Source organism: Acinetobacter sp. UBA2063 (assembly GCF_002333245.1).
In the GTDB taxonomy this organism is placed as follows: Bacteria; Pseudomonadota; Gammaproteobacteria; order Pseudomonadales; family Moraxellaceae; genus Acinetobacter; species Acinetobacter parvus.
This window is the reverse complement of sequence record NZ_DDAH01000124.1, coordinates 20,401-23,147: the sequence shown is the minus strand read 5'-3', so window position 1 is coordinate 23,147 and position 2,747 is coordinate 20,401. Positions and strand designations below refer to the sequence as shown.

Genomic DNA, 2,747 nt, shown 5'->3' with positions numbered 1-2,747 from the left:
GTAAGTACTTTCCCAATACTGGTAGACGCTTTAATAAGTGGGGTTAAATCAGGTTGTTTAAATTCATCAATGGGGGTTGGGACAGTCACAATAAAAAAATTGCAGCTGCGTAGATCATCTAAATTAGCAGAATAAGTCAATTGCGTCGCTTGTTTAAGTTCTTCTGACGACACTTCTAAGGTATGATCATGCCCACTTTGTAATTCTTGTATGCGTTTTTGCTGAATATCAAAACCCACCACAGGCAACTGCTTACCGAATTCAACCGCTAGAGGTAACCCGACATAGCCTAAACCAATAATGGCAATTTTTAGGTCTGAAAGCTGTAGCATTTGAGCGCCTTTAAATTTATATCTGTATTTTATGAAGAATGAATCTTTCGGCAGGAATACTAGCAGAAATTTATGAAATTTCTATTATGATTTGTGCTCAAATTAGTTGAAAGATGCATCAGTGTATAGTTTTTGTGACTATTCAACTTTTTTTAATTTAGATTAAATTCACAATTTGCGATTTTTATCATTTTTTCGCAAAGAATTTGACAGAATCTGCAAAATGATTACAAATTGCTATGTACCTATTTGACAAGTTCGGTAAAATGGCGGCAATTGATTTAAAAGATTTTAATAAATTAAAAATGGAATCTCGCGTGCGACACTTTCAACTGGCTGTTTTAATGGCATGTGGCATTGCTGCCACTGGCTGTGCTGTGACCTCTGGCTTACAAACTTACGACCTACCTACACAAGGTGCGTACAAAACAGACCAAGGCGCCCAACTAACGGTCGTTCAGCTAACACAGGACAATTTACCTAGCCACTTACTCAATAATATTCAGAGTGCAAACTCGACTTATCATTTATTTAACAATAAGCAACACATTTACCGTTTAACCGCAGGTGATGTACTTTCAATTCAGCTTTGGGCTTATCCCGAAATCACGCCACCTATCCAAGATATTAGTAATATCAAGGCGGCTGGCTATCCAATTGACCCAAATGGCAATGTATATTTACCTCTGCTTGGACAAGTCAAAGTTGCTGGCAAAACGCTGGCTGAAATCAACCAATATTTACGCTCACAATTTTCGCGCTATTTAAAACACCCAGATGTTGTTGTGCGGGTTCTTTCATACGAAGGACGCCGCTATTTTGTAAACGGTCAAGTTATGCGTAGCGGTCAGTACACATTAAATGACCAACCTATCAGTATTTATACAGCTTTGGGACAAGCTGGTGGCGTAAATACTGAAACAGGTGATAACACCAATATTCAACTGATCCGACAAGGACAAACCTATCACTTAAATGCTGTAGAATTAGAAAAGCAAGGGTTGTCTTTGCACAACCTACTTATTCAACCCAATGACACAATTTTTGTAAATGCAAAACAAAATCAAAAGTTGTACGTTATGGGGGAGTCAAACAAAAGTCAGGCACTGACTTTACGTGATCAGGGCATGACCTTAAGTGATGTATTGGGTGAAAGTGAAGGTGTTAACCCTTATTCTGCAAGTGCTGCACGTATTTTTGTGATGCGTACAGATTTAAATACTAAAACCTCTACAATTTATCATTTGAACTTAAGCAGCTTAGGCAATTTAGCTTTAGCCAATCAATTTCAGATGCAAAAAAATGATATTGTATATATCGATGCAACGGGGCTTACACGCTGGCAACGTATCATGAATCAAATTGTGCCTTTCTCGAGTGCACTTTACACATTTGACCAGTTAGGTAAATAGCATGCAAATTCAAAATGTTTTAGTTGTATGCATTGGAAATATATGTCGTAGCCCCATGGCTGAATATTTTCTAAAAAACAATCATCCCAATTTAAATATTGAGTCTGCAGGTCTCTCTGCAATGTCTGGGCATTCGGCAGATGCAAAAGCTATACACTGTATGGATCAGCTGAATATTGATATGCGTCCACACATTGCCAGACAAATTACTGCCGAAATGATTAAAAAATCAGATTTAATTTTAGTCATGAGTAATAATCAAAAAAAACATCTTGAGCAAACTTGGTCTTTTGCCAAAGGAAAGGTTTTTCGTTTGGGGCATTGGCAAAATCAAAATGTGCCCGATCCTTATCAACATGATCAAGCTTTTTTTGATGAAACTTGTCGCAACATTCAAAAATACGTTTCTGACTGGCAATCCCATTTTTAATTTTTAGCAGTTTTATTTCATGAATTCGAATAGCACACCTCAAGACGATACCATTGACTTAAAAGAATTATTCTTTTCTTTGCTGTCGCAATGGAAGCTCATTGCTCTATGTACACTCCTTAGCCTCGTTTTCGCTCTCCTTTACTTAAAAGTAACGCCAAATGTCTACTCAACGGATGCTATGATTCAGGTTGAGGACGCTAAAGGTGCTGGTGCCGCAGCGCTTTTAGGGGATTTAGGAAGCGCACTACCTGGAGGAGTGGGTGGAAAGTCAGCTGCAGATGCGGAAATTGAAATCTTAAACTCGCGCAAAGTGCTCGGACAAACCATACAAGACTTAAAGCTAGATATTCGTATCACCGATGAACAAAGTAGCTTGACGCATCGTTTGCTCAACACAATTCAAAGCAAAGTTATCTATAAAAATAATGTTGTGACTTGGCAAGATAAAAAAAATGTATTTGTTATTCAATCTTTTGATGTGCCTAATTTTTATCTAGATAAAAAACTCACACTAAACTTTATCAATGGACAAGAGTTTAGCCTGTCTTATAAAAAAGATGTAGTGTTTAA

Annotated in this window: 3 protein-coding genes and 1 pseudogene; 3 read left to right on the top strand and 1 reads right to left on the bottom strand. The window is 37.5% G+C overall.

All coding sequences use genetic code 11. From position 1 onward, the window contains the following. Positions 1-332, bottom strand: a pseudogene (locus B4H32_RS05585) (Vi polysaccharide biosynthesis UDP-N-acetylglucosamine C-6 dehydrogenase TviB); the annotation flags it as partial. Between the two features lie 344 nt (positions 333-676). Between B4H32_RS05585 and B4H32_RS05580 the strand changes: the two are divergent. From B4H32_RS05580 to B4H32_RS05570, 3 genes are all read left to right on the top strand, one after another. Then, positions 677-1,744 (top strand): polysaccharide biosynthesis/export family protein, encoded by a 1,068-nt coding sequence (locus B4H32_RS05580; RefSeq protein WP_414630949.1) that lies wholly within the window; start codon positions 677-679, stop codon positions 1,742-1,744. 1 nt (position 1,745) lies between these two features. After that, entirely contained in the window at positions 1,746-2,174 is a 429-nt protein-coding gene (locus tag B4H32_RS05575; RefSeq protein ID WP_004680161.1) for a low molecular weight protein-tyrosine-phosphatase, read from the top strand. A gap of 19 nt (positions 2,175-2,193) precedes the next feature. Further along, positions 2,194-2,747 (top strand): Wzz/FepE/Etk N-terminal domain-containing protein (locus B4H32_RS05570; RefSeq protein WP_286800808.1); only part of this gene is annotated, 554 nt, incomplete at its 3' end.